The organism is Burkholderia sp. LK4 (assembly GCF_001043615.1).
Classification (GTDB): Bacteria; Pseudomonadota; Gammaproteobacteria; order Burkholderiales; family Burkholderiaceae; genus Burkholderia; species Burkholderia cepacia.
The window spans coordinates 46,646-59,620 of the sequence record NZ_LDUL01000032.1; the positions used below are offsets into that span (position 1 = coordinate 46,646).

Here is a 12,975-nt window from a genome sequence, read left to right on the forward strand (position 1 = left end):
ACACCGTGCTGCGGGCCAGATCGATCGTAACCGCATGACCGAATTCAACGACACCCAACAGCAGCTCTCGAAGTTCCGCCTGCGCGTCGCGGCGGCGGGCGTGTTCGTGTTCGTCTGCTTCGGGCTGCTCGCGAGCCGCTTTTTCTACCTGCAGTTGATGCAGCACGGCAAATACGCACTGCAGGCCGAGGAAAACCGCATCTCGGTCGCGCCGATCGTGCCGAACCGCGGGATCATCACCGACCGCAACGGCGTGATCCTCGCGAAGAACTATTCGGCCTATACGCTCGAAATCACGCCGTCGAAGCTCGACGACACGCTCGAGAACACGATCGACAAGCTGTCCGAGATCATCCCGATCGACGCGCGCGACCGCCGCCGCTTCAAGAAGCTGCAGGAAGACTCGAAGAACTTCGAGAGCCTGCCGATCCGCACCCGGCTCACCGACGAGGAAGTCGCGCGCTTCACCGCGCAGCGCTTCCGCTTCCCCGGCGTCGACGTGCGCGCGCGGCTGTTCCGCCAATATCCGCTCGGCACGACGGCCGCGCACGTGATCGGCTACATCGGCCGGATCTCGAAGCGCGACCAGGATCGCATCGACGCGATGAGCGACGACAACGACAGCGACCAGGAAAACTACGATCCGCGCCGCGACGCGAACAACTACAAGGGCACCGACTACATCGGCAAGATCGGCGTCGAGCAGAGCTACGAAACCGAGCTGCACGGGCTGACGGGCTTCGAGGAAGTCGAGGTGACGGCCGGCGGCCGGCCGGTGCGCACGCTGTCGCGCACGCAGGCGACGCCCGGCAACAACCTCGTGCTGTCGCTCGACATCGGGCTGCAGCAGGTCGCCGAGCAGGCGTTCGCCGGCAAGCGCGGCGCGCTGGTCGCGATCGAGCCGAAGACGGGCGACGTGCTCGCGTTCGTGTCGTCGCCGAGTTTCGACCCGAACTCGTTCGTCGACGGCATCGACCAGCAGACCTGGGACGAGCTGAACAACTCGACCGACAAGCCGCTGCTGAACCGCCCGCTGCACGGCACCTACCCGCCCGGCTCGACGTACAAGCCGTTCATGGCGCTCGCCGGCCTGACGCTCGGCAAGCGCACGCCGGGCTGGGGCTTCCAGGATCCCGGCTACTTCACGTTCGGCGGCCACACGTTCCGCAACGACGTGCGCTCGGGCCAGGGCTGGGTCGACATGAACAAGGCGATCATGGTGTCGAACGACACCTACTTCTACATGCTCGCACGCGACCTCGGCGTGAACGCGATCGCGAACTTCATGAAGCCGTTCGGCTTCGGCCAGATCACCGGGATCGACATCCAGGGCGAGGCGCGCGGGATCCTGCCGTCGACCGACTGGAAGAAGAAGGCGTTCAAGAAGGCCGCGCAGCAGAAGTGGTTCGACGGCGAGACGATCAGCCTCGGGATCGGCCAGGGCTACAACTCGTTCACGATCCTGCAGCTCGCGCACGCGACCGCGACGCTCGCGAACAACGGCGTCGTGATGAAGCCTCACCTGGTGAAGGAAATCGAGGATCCGATCACGCGCGGGCGCCGCCTGACCGTGCCGAAGGAAAGCGAAGTGATCCCGCTCAAGCAGGCCGACATCGACGTCGTGAAGCGCGGGATGGAGAACGTGATCGAGAACCCTTCCGGCACTGCGTACAAGGTGTTCCGCGGCGCGCCGTACCTCGCCGCCGGCAAGACCGGCACCGCGCAGGTGTTCTCGCTGCAAGGCTCCAACTACAAGGGCCACCTGCTCGCCGAGCACCTGCGCGACCACGCGCTGTTCATCGCGTACGCACCGGTCGACCATCCGCAGATCGCCGTCGCGCTGGTCGTCGAGAACGGCGGCTGGGGGGCGCAGGCCGCGGGCCCGATCGCGCGCCGCGTGCTCGACTTCTATCTCGTCGACCGCCAGAACCCGCAGAACGAGGCCGCGGCCGTGGCTGCCGCGGCGTCGGCGACCGAACCCGTCAACGCGCCGGTGATCGGCGACGCGAACCGGCCCGCCGCCGTCGCGGCCGGCTTCACGGCGCTGCCGCAGCCGGTCGTGCCGAGCGCGGCCAGTGCGGCGGAAGCGGCATCGGCCGCCGCGGCCTCCGAAGCGTCGGCCGCCGGTGCAAGCGCCGCCTCGCCGGCCAGCGCCGGTGCCGATGCGCCGCGGGCCGCGAGCCTGCCGCCGATCCGGCGCCCGCACCGGCCGCGCCGGCCCGCCAGTGACGCGCAGCCGCTCGTCGCCACGCCGCGTGACGACAACCACCGTGCGACGGCCCCCGCGAAGGCGGCGGACGCCGGCACCGCTCATTAACGGAGAAAGGCATGCAATTCGACAAGCGCGCCTGGCTCGACAAGATCAAGCAGATGTTCGCGGGCTTCGACCGCCCGCTCGCCCTCATCGTGTTCCTGCTGCTATGCGTCGGCATCGTCACGCTGTACAGCGCGGCGATCGACATGCCGGGCCGCGTCGAGGACCAGTTGCGCAACATCCTGCTGACGTTCGTGCTGATGTGGGTGATCGCCAACATCCCGCCCACGACGCTGATGCGCTTCGCGGTCCCGCTCTACACGTTCGGGGTCGCGCTACTGGTCGCGGTCGCGCTGTTCGGGATGACCAAGAAAGGCGCGAAGCGCTGGCTGAACGTCGGCGTCGTGATCCAGCCGTCGGAGATCCTCAAGATCGCGACACCCCTGATGCTCGCGTGGTACTACCAGCGCCGCGAAGGCGGGCTGCGCTGGTACGACTTCATCGCCGCGTTCGGGATCCTGATGGTGCCGGTCGGGCTGATCGCCAAGCAGCCCGACCTCGGCACGGGCCTGCTCGTGTTCGCGGCCGGCTTCTTCGTGATCTACCTCGCCGGCCTGTCGTTCAAGCTGATCGTGCCGGTGCTCGTCGCGGGCGTGATCGCGGTCGGCTCGATCGCCGTGTTCGAGGAGCGCATCTGCCAGCCCGAAGTGCAGTGGCCGCTGATGCACGACTACCAGAAGCACCGCGTGTGCACGCTGCTCGACCCGACTTCCGACCCGCTGGGCAAGGGCTTCCACACGATCCAGGCCGTGATCGCGATCGGCTCGGGCGGCGTGCTCGGCAAGGGCTACCTGAAAGGCACGCAGGCGCACCTCGAGTTCATTCCGGAGAAGCACACCGACTTCATCTTCGCGGTGTTCTCCGAGGAATGGGGGCTCGTCGGCGGGCTCGTGCTGCTGACGCTTTACATGGCGCTGATCGCACGCGGGCTCTATATCGCCGCGCAGGGCGCGACGCTGTTCGGCCGCCTGCTCGCGGGTTCGCTCACGCTCGCGTTCTTCGTCTATGCGTTCGTCAACATCGGGATGGTGAGTGGCGTGCTGCCGGTCGTCGGCGTGCCGCTTCCGTTCATGAGTTATGGCGGCACGGCGCTCACGACGCTCGGCATCGCGATCGGGATGATCATGAGCGTCGGGCGGCAGCGGCGGTTGATGAAGAGCTGACCGCGGCATGCACGCATCGCAGAACGAAAAACGGCGCCCCGGCGCCGTTTTTTTTCGACCGTCGTTGCCGAACGCGGCGGCGCGGTGCGGCGCGACCTCCGTTCACGGCGCCGGCGCGCGCGGGCCGCCCGGCTCCGCGCCGGCACCCGACGCCGACCCTTGCACCTTCAGCCGCGCACTCAGCTCCTTGAATTTCAGCCCGGCCGTCTCGTCGCCCTGCGCGGCCGCCGCCGCGTAATAGGCCCGCGCGATGTTCAGGTTCTGCGCGACGCCGTCGCCCCCACGCTCGTAGAACGACGCGGTCACGTACTGCGCGGTCGGCTCGCCCGCGTCAGCGGCCTGCTTGTACCACGTGAACGCCTGCCGGTTGTCGCGCGGCGTGCCGCGCCCGTCGAGGAACTGGTTCGCGAGCGACAGCGCGGCCTGCACGTGCCCCTGCTTCGCCGCCCGCAGGAACCAGCGATGCGCTTCGGCCGGATTGCGCGCGACGAACTCGCCGTCGTCGAGCATCCGCCCGTACACGTACTGCGCATGCGACATGTTCGCGTCGGCCGCGCGCTTCAGCCAGCGCAGCCCTTCGTCGACGTTCGCCGTCACGCCTTCGCCCGTCAGCAGCATCATCGCGTAGTTGAATTGCGCGAGACGGTCGCCGCGCTCGGCCGCGTCGTGGAACTGCACCAGCGCCGCGCGATAGTCGCCGGCGTTGTAGTCGGCGACCGCCGATTGCGTCTCGCGCGATGGATCGGACTTCGCTTGCGGCGCGCCCGGTGTGCCGGCTGCCATACATACGCCATACACGCCATAGACGCCACACACGCACCACCGGCCGAGCATCGCGCCGATCCGCCTGCGCGCCCCGGCCCCACCCTGCACGCGCCCACGGCGCGCGCCGTCGCCATCGTTCATGACCGTACCTCCTGCAGCGCCTGCCGCGTGGCGCGCAACAGCCAGCTGACGTCGGCCGACAGCGTGATCATCCGGTAGCCGGCCTCGCGATACTGGCGCGCGGCCGCCGTATCGCCCGCGAAGATGCCGACCGCGACGCCGGCCTGCCGGCCGGCCGCGAGCACGCGCGCCATCGCGGTTTCGACGTCCGGGTGGCGGATGTCGCCGAGATGCCCGAGGCTCGCCGCGAGATCGGCCGGGCCGACGAACAGGCAGTCGACGCCGGGCAGCGCCGCAATCCGCTCCACTTCGTCGACGCCGCGCGCCGATTCGATCTGCACGATCACCGCGACCTGCGCGTTCGCCGTCTGCACGTAATCGCGGCGCATCCCGAACGCCGCCGCGCGCACCATGCCCGCGACACCGCGCAGCCCGTCCGGCGACTCGGGCGACGGATAGCGCGTCAACCGCACCGCGTGCGCGGCGTCGTCGACCGTCTCGATGCATGGAAACATCAGCGTGCGCGCGCCGGCATCGAGCGCCCGCTTCACGAGCCACGGCTCGCGCGCCGGCACGCGCACGACGGGTTCGCTCGGCAGATGGGCGGCCGCGATCGCGCGCAACTGCGATGCAACATCGCGGCTGTCGTTCGGCGCGTGCTCCATGTCGATGCAGAGCCAGTCGTAGCCGGCATGCGCGAGCGCTTCCGCGGCCGAGTCGCTGCCGAGCGACAGCCACAGGCCGTACAACGGGTCGTCGCCGTCGTGCAGGCGTTGTTTGAGGGAATTGGTGAGCGTGCTCATCGATACGGCCTCCTGGACGGAACGGCAATCGAACGGGACAAGCAACGGGCAAAGCGGAGCGCGACACGCCGGGCAGCGAAGCACGGCGGCGCCAGGACCGGGCCCTGGATCGTTGGTCGGCCGTGGACGGCCGATCTGACAGCGCCGGCCGCGCGATCGCGCACGGCCGCGTTTTCCGGCGCCACGCAACGATCATAGCGCGGCGTTACGCGGAATGTGGGAACGGACGGGAAGCGGGACGAAGCCGCGGGGTGCGGCGTCAGGCAGCCCGCGCCGGCTGGCGGGGCTGCCGGGAAGGCGGGATCAGCGGCCGGGCTGGCGTTCGACGTCGGCCCAGCAGTTCGGCGTTTCGTACAGGCGCACGCGCTCGAGCCGCAGGTTCACGCCGTAGTGCGCGTCGTACACGTTCGCGAGGATGTCGAACGCGATCGCCGCGAGGTTCTCGACGGTCGGGATCCGGTCGATCACGACCGTCTTGTGGTCGGCCATCTGCTCGAGGAACGAGCGCACGACCTCGTCGCGGGCGTAGACCAGGAACGCGTGGTCCCACTTGCCGACCAGGTGCTCCATCGCGAGCGCCTTCACGTCGGCGAAATCCATCACCATGCCGCGGTCGGGGGCCCCCTCGGTATCGACGAGATCGCCGCGCAGCGTGACTTCGAGCACGTAACGATGACCATGCAGGTTCCGGCACTGGCTGCGGTGATCGGGAATGCGGTGGCCCGCGTCGAATTCGAGTTTTCGGGTAATCAGCACGATGTCAAAAGCCGTGGCTCAGGGAATGTTCAGATATTTGTGGGTCTGCATCGACAGCCGCCACTGCGGATGACGCTTGCACCAGTCGATCGCGAGCTTCGTATTGAGGTCGCGCGACGGGCCGTCCATCGGCTGGACGAGGAAATACTCGAAGTCGAGCTTCGCGTAGTCGGCCAGCCGCTGGTTGTCCTGCGGGATCACGACCTTCAGTTCGTTGCCCTTCGTGACGACGAGCGGCGCGTCGGCCTTCGGGCTCACGCAGATCCAGTCGATCGATTCGAGCACCGGCAGCGAACCGTTGGTCTCGATCGCGATCTCGAAGCCGGCCGCGTGCAACGCGTCGACGAGCGGCTGGTCGAGTTGCAGCATCGGCTCGCCGCCCGTGCAGACGACGAAGCGGTGCGCCTCGCCCTCCGGCCACAGGCCGGCGATCGTCGCGACGAGTGCTTCGGCGTCCTTGAACTTGCCGCCGTTCTCGCCGTCGGTGCCGACGAAGTCGGTATCGCAGAAGCGGCACACAGCCTCCGCACGATCCTCTTCGCGGCCCGACCACAGGTTGCAGCCGGCGAACCGGCAGAACACGGCCGGCCGGCCCGCGTTCGCGCCCTCGCCCTGCAACGTGTAGAAAATTTCCTTGACCGCGTAAGTCATCGTGCTTCGTCCGGCTCGCGCCGCTCGTTGTCGATCAGAATCCGTTATTCATCCAGCGCTGCCGGCGCACCCGCGTCACAGCGGCGCTTCGGTCACCCGCTCGCCCTTCAGGTAAGCCTCGTAGCCGCGCTTGCGCAGCTTGCAGGCAGGGCATTCGCCGCAGCCGAAGCCCCATTCGTGCAATTCCGCGCGCTCGCCCACGTAGCACGTGTGCGTCTCGACGCGGATCAGTTCGACGAGCGCTTCGCCGCCGAGCTGCTCGGCGAGCTGCCACGTCTGCGCCTTGTCGAGCCACATCAGCGGCGTCTCGAGCACGATGCGCGTGTCCATCCCGAGGTTCAGCGCGACCTGCAGCGCCTTCATCGTGTCGTCGCGGCAATCGGGGTAGCCCGAGAAATCGGTCTCGCACATTCCGCCGACCAGCACACGCAACCCGCGGCGATAGGCGATCGCCGCGGCGATCGTCATGAACATCAGGTTGCGGCCCGGCACGAACGTGTTCGGCAAGCCGTTCGCCGCCGTCTCGATCTCGATCGTGCGCGTCATCGCGGTATCGCTGATCGCGCCGAGCACCGACAGGTCGATCATGTGATCGTCGCCGAGCCGGTCCGACCATGCGGGAAAATCGCGCTTCAGTGCTTCGCGCACGCCTTCGCGACATTCGAGCTCGACGCGGTGGCGCTGGCCGTAATCGAAGCCGAGCGTCTCGACCGTCTGGTAGCGTTCGAGGGCCCATGCCACGCACGTGGCCGAGTCCTGCCCGCCGGAAAACAACACGAGCGCGCCGTCTTTAGCGTCTGTCCGAATCACCGTGATACTCCGTGAATGTGTAGGCTCGCGTCGCGCTGCGCCCCGGGGCCGGCTGCCGCCGGGCGGCCCGACGCGTGCCGGCCTGGGCCGGCTCGACCAGTATAGGCAGCGCAATCGGCCGCGAACGCGGCGGAGCGCTTATACCGCCCATCGCGCGGCATCGTTGCCGCGCGCCACGGCGGCGCCACGCTGGCAGCCTGCCGTGCGCATGAAGCGATGCGCTAAGTTATTGAGCGGACACGGATTTTATCATGCCCTCACGAATACTGCCGGGCACGCGGGCCCTATCACGCCAACCCCACCACAAACGAAAAACCCCAAGAACCTTCCGATTCTTGGGGTTTTAATTCTGGTGGCCTGGGACGGAATCGAACCATCGACACGCGGATTTTCAATCCGCTGCTCTACCAACTGAGCTACCGGGCCAACGAAGAATGAAAGTATATCGAGCTATTCGTACCTGAGCAAGTGTTTTCGCAAAATATTTTATACGGCGCCTTCGGACGGTTTCTTGCCGAGCTCGACACCGAGCTGCTTGAGCTTGCGATACAGGTGCGTGCGCTCGAGGCCCGTCTTCTCCGCGACGCGCGTCATGCTGCCGTTTTCGCGCGCGAGGTGATATTCGAAGTACGCGCGCTCGAACGCATCGCGCGCTTCACGCAACGGGATGTCGAACGGGATCGCGGCCGTCTGGCCCGCGAGGCCGAGTGCCGAAGCCATGTCGTCGCCGAGCGTCGGCAGCGCGGCCGCGGATGCGACCGCCGCGGGGCCCGCCGCCTGCCCCGCACCGGCCTTCGCCGCCGCGTTCGCGGACACCGGCGCCGCACCGCGTGCGAGGCCGTGCTCGACGGACTTCAGCAGCTTCTGCAGCGCGATGGGCTTCTCGAGGAAATCGAGCGCGCCGATCTTCGTTGCCTCGACGGCCGTATCGATCGTCGCGTGCCCGGACATCATGATCACGGGCATCGTCAGCAGCCCTTGCGCCGCCCACTCCTTGAGCAACGTCACGCCGTCGGTATCGGGCATCCAGATATCGAGCAGCACGAGATCGGGCGCCTGATTCAACCGGTATTCCCGCGCGGCCTGCGCGTTCTCCGCTGCCTCGACGACATGTCCTTCATCGCTGAGGATCTCCGAGAGCAATTCCCGGATGCCCATTTCATCATCTACCACCAGGATGGTTGCCATTTACGCTGCCTTTGTCTGCTCACTTGCTTTTGTCTTGGCGGGAGCCGTCCCGTCCTGCACGCCCGATTCGGCGCCTGGCGCATCGCTCGCCATCTGCAGGAACAGAATCGACACCTGCGCACCCTCGACGGTCTCGCCGTGCATGCGATTGCGCAGATCGATCCGCGCACCGTGCTCATCGACGATTTTCTTGACCGTGGCCAACCCCAGCCCCGTGCCCTTCGCCTTCGTCGTCACATAAGGCTCGAACGCACGGGTCAGGATGCGCGCCGGAAAACCGGGCCCGTTGTCGGACACGGTAAGACGTACCGCGACGCGCGTTTTGCCCTCGGCGTCGGGATCGCCATATTCTACTGTCTTGGTTTCGATCAACACACGCGGATGCGCCGACTCCGCGACCGAATCCTGCGCATTCTGCAGCAGGTTGTGAATCACCTGGCGCAATTGCGTCGCGTCACCGCGAATCACCGGCAGCGACGGCGCGAGCTCGGCGACGATCGCGCTCTTGCCTTCGCCCACCCCGTACAGCCCGAGCACCTCGCTCGCCAGTTCGTTCAACTGCAGGTTCGCGAGCACCGCCGGCGGCGTGCGCGCGTATTCGCGGAAATCGTCGACCATCCGCTTCATCGCGGCCACCTGGTTGACGATCATCGTCGCGCCGCGCTTGAGCACATCCGCGTCGGACGGCGAGAGCTTGTCGGACAGCTTCATCTGCAACCGCTCGGCCGACAGCTGGATCGGCGTCAGCGGATTCTTGATCTCGTGCGCGAGCCGCCGCGCGACCTCGCCCCACGCGACCGAACGCTGCGCGGAAATCACGTCGGAGATGTCGTCGAACACGACGACGTAACCGGACGTCTGCGGATCGTCGGCCTGCCCCTCGACCGTCGACACGAGGCGCGCGCCGCGCACGAGCAGCGTCAGCGGTTCGGTTTCGCCCGGCATCTCGATCGCGAACTGCTGCTGCCAGTGGCCGCGATCGCCGCTGCCGCCGTCGGATGCCGCCTCGCGATCGGCGAACGCCTTGCGCACCATCGCGCCGAACCCGGCGGCCACGCCGATCCGGTCGAGCGTCGTGCCGATCAGCGCATTGAACGGCTGCCGGAAGATCCGCTCGGCGCCGCGATTGGCCGTCGTCAGCCGGAACTGGCGGTCGAGCACGAACACGCCGGCCGTCAGGTTCGCGAGGATGCTCTCGAGATACGTCTTCGAATGCTCGAGCGCGATGCGGTTCTTCTCGACCGCGAGCCGCGCCTCGGACAACTGGCGCGTCATCGCGTTGAACGACTGCGTGAGGAAGCCAAGCTCGTCGCGCGTCTTGATCTCGCGCTTCGGCGTGTAGTCGCCTTCCGTGATCTCCTTGGTGCCCTGTGCGAGCAGGAACAGCGGCCGCGCGAGCTGCTGGCCGAGCGCAAGCGCGAGCATCATCGCGATGAAGGTCGCGAGGAACAGCGCGAGCGTCAGCGTGCCGATGTACATCTTGCGCAGCCCCGTGCGGCCAAGCGCCTTTTCCTGGTACTCGCGATACGCGCGCTGCACGGCATCCGCGTTGTGCGCGAGCGTTGGCGGCACCGGCTGCGTGAGTTGCAGGAAACGCTCCGCCGGCTGCAGCAGCGATGTCGTCGCATCGGGAATCGGCCGCACGACGCGCAGCCGCAGCGCGCCCTTCGCGCCGTGCGCACGCGGGTCGCCGTCGACTTCGCCTTCGATGGCCGCGTACGCGCCGTGTTCGCGCGCCTGGCTCAGCATCAGCGGCGTCGGCAGGTCGTCCGGAATCAGCGCGGCGAAATTGCCCGACGCCTGCGCGACGATGTGCAGGTCGGGCGCCGCACCCGAGCCGCCGCGGCTCGGCTCGACGATCGTCGCGTCCTGCACGCCGAACTGGTCGCGCAGCCGCAGCAGCGTGAGCGTCGTGCCGTTCGTGTTCGCGTCGGCGCTCGCGAGCTGGTCGGACATCAGCCGCGCCTTCGTCTGCAGATCGGACAGCGACGCATCGAGCATCCCGCGGCCGAGATTCAGGCCGGCCGTCAGCGCCGTCTCGACGTTCACGTCGAACCACGACTCGATGCTGCGCGACACGAACTGGTACGACACGATGTAGATGATCCCGCCCGGCACCACGCCGACGAGCGCGAAGAACACCGCAAGCTTCGCGAGCAGCCGCGTGCCGAACTTGCCCTTCCTCAGGCGCACGACGATCATCCCGATCAGCCCGAGCACCACGAGCAGGAACACGAGCGCGACGACGATGTTCGTCGCGTACAGCCACGAGTAGTAGCGATCGAAGAATTCGGTGTTCGCGCTCGCGGCCGCGAGCAGCACGAGCAGCAGCAGCGCGGTGAGCGCGACGGTCGAGACGATCACGCGAACGAGGAGGCTCTTCCCGCTGGCCGCGCGGCGCACTTTATTTAGCACGTTCGGTCACCGTGAAGTTGAAGCGCTTCCAGTCCGACCCGAGCGTCCAGTCGCGGTTGTTCACCGCATCGACCTGGAACGGCTTCGGCATCAGCGCCGTATCGAGCTGCATCCGCACCGATGCCGTGTAGGTTTCGCCCGAGCGCACCTGGCTGCGGTCGATCACGTGCCACGACGTGATGTGCCTGACGACCGCGAGCGCATCCTTCAGCGACGGGAAACCGAGCTGCAGGCCGCCCGTCGACACGCGGTACTCGCGCGTGAGCGGCTGGAACGACAGGCGGATCGTCTGCGACACCGATACCGGCTGTTCGTCAAGCCAGTACCAGCGCGCGCGGCTCAACTCGAAATCCGTCGTGAAATACACCGGAATGCCTTTGTTGACGGCATCCTCGAGGCTCGGGTTCAGTTCGAAATCGAAGCGGGCGTCGAGGCTCCAGCCGCTTCCGTCGGCCTGGAGCGACGCGCGCTGCACGGCGATCGACTCGGCATGCGCCGGCCGCACGACAGCCAGGCACAGCGTCAACGCGACCATCAGGACGGCCGCGAGCCGAAGTGGAAAAAGGTGTTTGATCGTCACCGTTTCTGAAACCGCGCGTAGAAAAATCCGTCGTGATCGGTGTTCTGGTCGAGTGCGCCGGCGGCCGCCCCTCCCTGCACTCCGCCCGGCAGCAGTTGGCCGGGGGCGTCCAATCGTACCGCATCTTCACAGGCCGCTTCAAACCAGCGGGCCTGCAATTCGCCTTCTTCGGGGAAGACCGAACAGGTCACGTAAAGCAGTTCGCCGCCCGGCTTCACGAGCGGCCACAACGCCGACAGGATGCGACGCTGTTCCGCGACGAGCGCCGGAATGTCGGCCTCGCGGCGCAGCCAGCGGATGTCCGGGTGACGACGCACGATACCGGACGCCGAGCACGGCACGTCGGCCAGGATACGATCGAACGGGCGCCCGTCGTACCACGCGTCGGGCGCACCCGCATCGCCGACGCGCACGTCCGCCGCGAGCGACAGCCGCACGAGGTTCTCGCCGATCCGCGCCGCGCGCGCGGCGTCGCTTTCCAGCGCAACGACTTCCGCATCGGCGAGTTCGAGGATATGACCGGTCTTGCCGCCGGGTGCCGCGCATGCGTCGAGCACGCGCATGCCGTCACGCGCGCCAAGCCATTCGGCTGCGAGCTGCGCACCGGCATCCTGCACCGACACGACGCCGTCGGCAAACCCCGGCATGCGATCGACCGGCAGCGCCGACGCGAGCCGCACGGCATGCTTGCCGATCGCGGTCGCTTCGATTCCGCTCGCCCGCAGCGTATCGAGATACGCGTCGACGCTCGCGCGGCGCGCATTCACGCGCAGCGTGAGCGGCCCCTGGCGCTCGCCGGCCGCGAGGATCGCCTGCCATGTGTCGGGCCACGCGCGCTTCACCGAATCGACCCACCACGCGCGGTAATTCCAGCGCGCGACGACATCGTCCTGCAGCGCCGCGACGAGCGCGTCGCGCTCGCGCAGGAAACGGCGCAACACCGCATTGACCATCCCCTTCGCGAACGCGCATTCGCGGCGGGCGCCGATCACGGTCACGGCCTGGTCGACCACCGTGAACGGCGGATACGCGGCCTCGTCCGCCGGATCGAGCAACAGCGCGAGCGCGCCGGCAAGGACTGCATGCACGTGCGCGGGCGGCGCCTTGCTGACGAGCCGGCCGATCAGCCAGTCCGCACTGCCGAGACGGCGCATCGTCCGGTAGGCGACGTCCTGCGTCGCACCGCGCGCAAGGGCCTGCGTACCGGACGCCATCTGCGCGAAAACCGCCGAGAGTGCCGCCGGCAGCGCGGTGCCGCGTCGTACCGCATCGACCGCCTGCGCGGCCGCGTCGAGCGCGAAGCCGAGCGAATCGGGCGCGAGATGCAGCGCGGACAGGCGCGCCGGGCGGCCGGAAGAAGACGGAGCGGTAGAACGGGTTCGTGTCATCGGAGCAAATTCGGCAAACAAG

At 67.7% G+C, this 12,975-nt stretch carries 11 protein-coding genes and 1 tRNA gene; 2 read left to right on the forward strand and 10 right to left on the reverse strand.

Going from position 1 to position 12,975, the window contains the following annotated elements; all coding sequences use genetic code 11:
* The first annotated feature begins 34 nt into the window (after nt 1–34).
* The gene (mrdA, locus tag VK92_RS17000) at nt 35–2,317 is read left to right on the forward strand and encodes a penicillin-binding protein 2 (RefSeq protein ID WP_048025629.1); all 2,283 of its coding nucleotides are present in this window, start codon (nt 35–37) and stop codon (nt 2,315–2,317) included.
* A gap of 11 nt (nt 2,318–2,328) precedes the next feature.
* Nucleotides 2,329–3,477 carry a rod shape-determining protein RodA gene (gene rodA, locus VK92_RS17005; RefSeq protein ID WP_021163972.1) on the forward strand — a complete coding sequence of 383 codons (1,149 nt, stop codon included), beginning with the start codon at nt 2,329–2,331 and terminating at the stop codon, nt 3,475–3,477.
* Nucleotides 3,478–3,579: 102 nt separating this feature from the next.
* Here the strand turns inward: rodA and VK92_RS17010 are convergent, their stop codons facing one another.
* The 10 genes from VK92_RS17010 to rsmB all read right to left on the reverse strand — a co-directional run bounded on the left by VK92_RS17010 (nt 3,580) and on the right by rsmB (nt 12,953).
* A complete protein-coding gene (locus VK92_RS17010; RefSeq protein ID WP_021163973.1) occupies nt 3,580–4,383 on the reverse strand; it encodes a tetratricopeptide repeat protein in 804 nt (267 codons plus the stop codon).
* Nucleotides 4,380–5,165 carry an HpcH/HpaI aldolase family protein gene (locus VK92_RS17015; protein ID WP_021163974.1) on the reverse strand — a complete coding sequence of 262 codons (786 nt, stop codon included), beginning with the start codon at nt 5,163–5,165 and terminating at the stop codon, nt 4,380–4,382. Before VK92_RS17015 ends, VK92_RS17010 begins: the two co-directional genes overlap by 4 nt.
* A gap of 303 nt (nt 5,166–5,468) precedes the next feature.
* Nucleotides 5,469–5,921 carry a 6-carboxytetrahydropterin synthase QueD gene (queD, locus tag VK92_RS17020; protein ID WP_021163975.1) on the reverse strand — a complete coding sequence of 151 codons (453 nt, stop codon included), beginning with the start codon at nt 5,919–5,921 and terminating at the stop codon, nt 5,469–5,471.
* Between the two features lie 18 nt (nt 5,922–5,939).
* Nucleotides 5,940–6,572 carry a 7-carboxy-7-deazaguanine synthase gene (queE, locus tag VK92_RS17025; protein WP_021163976.1) on the reverse strand — a complete coding sequence of 211 codons (633 nt, stop codon included), beginning with the start codon at nt 6,570–6,572 and terminating at the stop codon, nt 5,940–5,942.
* A 75-nt stretch (nt 6,573–6,647) separates the two neighbouring features.
* Nucleotides 6,648–7,382 (reverse strand): 7-cyano-7-deazaguanine synthase QueC, encoded by a 735-nt coding sequence (gene queC, locus VK92_RS17030; RefSeq protein ID WP_021163977.1) that lies wholly within the window; start codon nt 7,380–7,382, stop codon nt 6,648–6,650.
* A gap of 350 nt (nt 7,383–7,732) precedes the next feature.
* Nucleotides 7,733–7,808 (reverse strand) — tRNA-Phe (locus VK92_RS17035).
* A gap of 60 nt (nt 7,809–7,868) precedes the next feature.
* Nucleotides 7,869–8,570, reverse strand: a complete 702-nt coding sequence (gene esaR / locus VK92_RS17040) for a response regulator transcription factor EsaR (RefSeq protein ID WP_021163978.1) — start codon at nt 8,568–8,570, stop codon at nt 7,869–7,871.
* On the reverse strand, nt 8,571–10,985 hold the full coding sequence (gene esaS, locus VK92_RS17045; protein ID WP_042978240.1) for a sensor histidine kinase EsaS: 2,415 nt from the start codon (nt 10,983–10,985) through the stop codon (nt 8,571–8,573).
* Entirely contained in the window at nt 10,975–11,565 is a 591-nt protein-coding gene (locus VK92_RS17050; RefSeq protein WP_021163980.1) for a DUF4390 domain-containing protein, read from the reverse strand. Before VK92_RS17050 ends, esaS begins: the two co-directional genes overlap by 11 nt.
* Nucleotides 11,562–12,953, reverse strand: coding sequence for a 16S rRNA (cytosine(967)-C(5))-methyltransferase RsmB (gene rsmB / locus VK92_RS17055; RefSeq protein ID WP_048025630.1), 1,392 nt, complete (start codon nt 12,951–12,953; stop codon nt 11,562–11,564). The genes VK92_RS17050 and rsmB overlap by 4 nt, the downstream gene beginning before the upstream one ends.
* Nucleotides 12,954–12,975: the final 22 nt, after the last annotated feature.

Coding starts and splice junctions, on each gene's coding strand:
- mrdA (WP_048025629.1), top strand. CDS start 35: ATGACCGAATTCAACGACACCCAACAGCAGCTCTCGAAGTTCCGCCTG.
- rodA (WP_021163972.1), top strand. CDS start 2,329: ATGCAATTCGACAAGCGCGCCTGGCTCGACAAGATCAAGCAGATGTTC.
- VK92_RS17010 (WP_021163973.1), bottom strand. CDS start 4,383: ATGAACGATGGCGACGGCGCGCGCCGTGGGCGCGTGCAGGGTGGGGCC.
- VK92_RS17015 (WP_021163974.1), bottom strand. CDS start 5,165: ATGAGCACGCTCACCAATTCCCTCAAACAACGCCTGCACGACGGCGAC.
- queE (WP_021163976.1), bottom strand. CDS start 6,572: ATGACTTACGCGGTCAAGGAAATTTTCTACACGTTGCAGGGCGAGGGC.
- esaR (WP_021163978.1), bottom strand. CDS start 8,570: ATGGCAACCATCCTGGTGGTAGATGATGAAATGGGCATCCGGGAATTG.
- rsmB (WP_048025630.1), bottom strand. CDS start 12,953: ATGACACGAACCCGTTCTACCGCTCCGTCTTCTTCCGGCCGCCCGGCG.